We start from the raw sequence: 452 nt of genomic DNA, 5'->3' as shown, positions 1-452 counted from the left end.
AACCCAGATGCTGTCGAGCTCGTCAGGAAGACCGTCGCCAGGGAAGAGCAGAAGCTCATGCTTGAGGCCGCCAGGAAGAGGCTCTTCGAGTGAACCTCTTCAAGCAGCGCTCTGCGCTTCCTTCTTTTCTATCCCCTTTGATTTCTATCTTCCGTGACTTAAGCATTCTCCAGTTTTCTGAAAAACAGAGATGGATTCTTTATCCACAGCAAGGCTTTTGTATTAGCGTTTCGACACCCGTTTGATTGACATGGATGGCGACAAAAGGGACAAAATAGATGCGATGAGGCAGCAAATCGTCGAGGGACACGTGGAGAAGACCCTCATCAAGTTAGCTTCCCCGCTCATAATCAACAACTTAGTGCAGGTTCTTTACAACCTCACGGATACCTTCTGGCTCGGCAAGCTCGGCAGGGAAGAGCTCTCCGCACCGGGGACCGCGTGGCCCCTCG

Annotated in this window: 1 pseudogene; it reads left to right on the top strand. The window is 51.8% G+C overall.

Going from position 1 to position 452, the window contains the following annotated elements:
* Positions 1 to 250 precede the first annotated feature (250 nt).
* A pseudogene (locus tag E3E42_RS11720) lies at positions 251 to 452 on the top strand (MATE family efflux transporter); the annotation flags it as partial.

The organism is Thermococcus sp. JdF3, from assembly GCF_012027495.1.
Taxonomy (GTDB): Archaea; Methanobacteriota_B; Thermococci; order Thermococcales; family Thermococcaceae; genus Thermococcus.
Note: the sequence above shows the minus strand (reverse complement) of the source record. Positions and strands in the feature narration are given on the sequence as shown.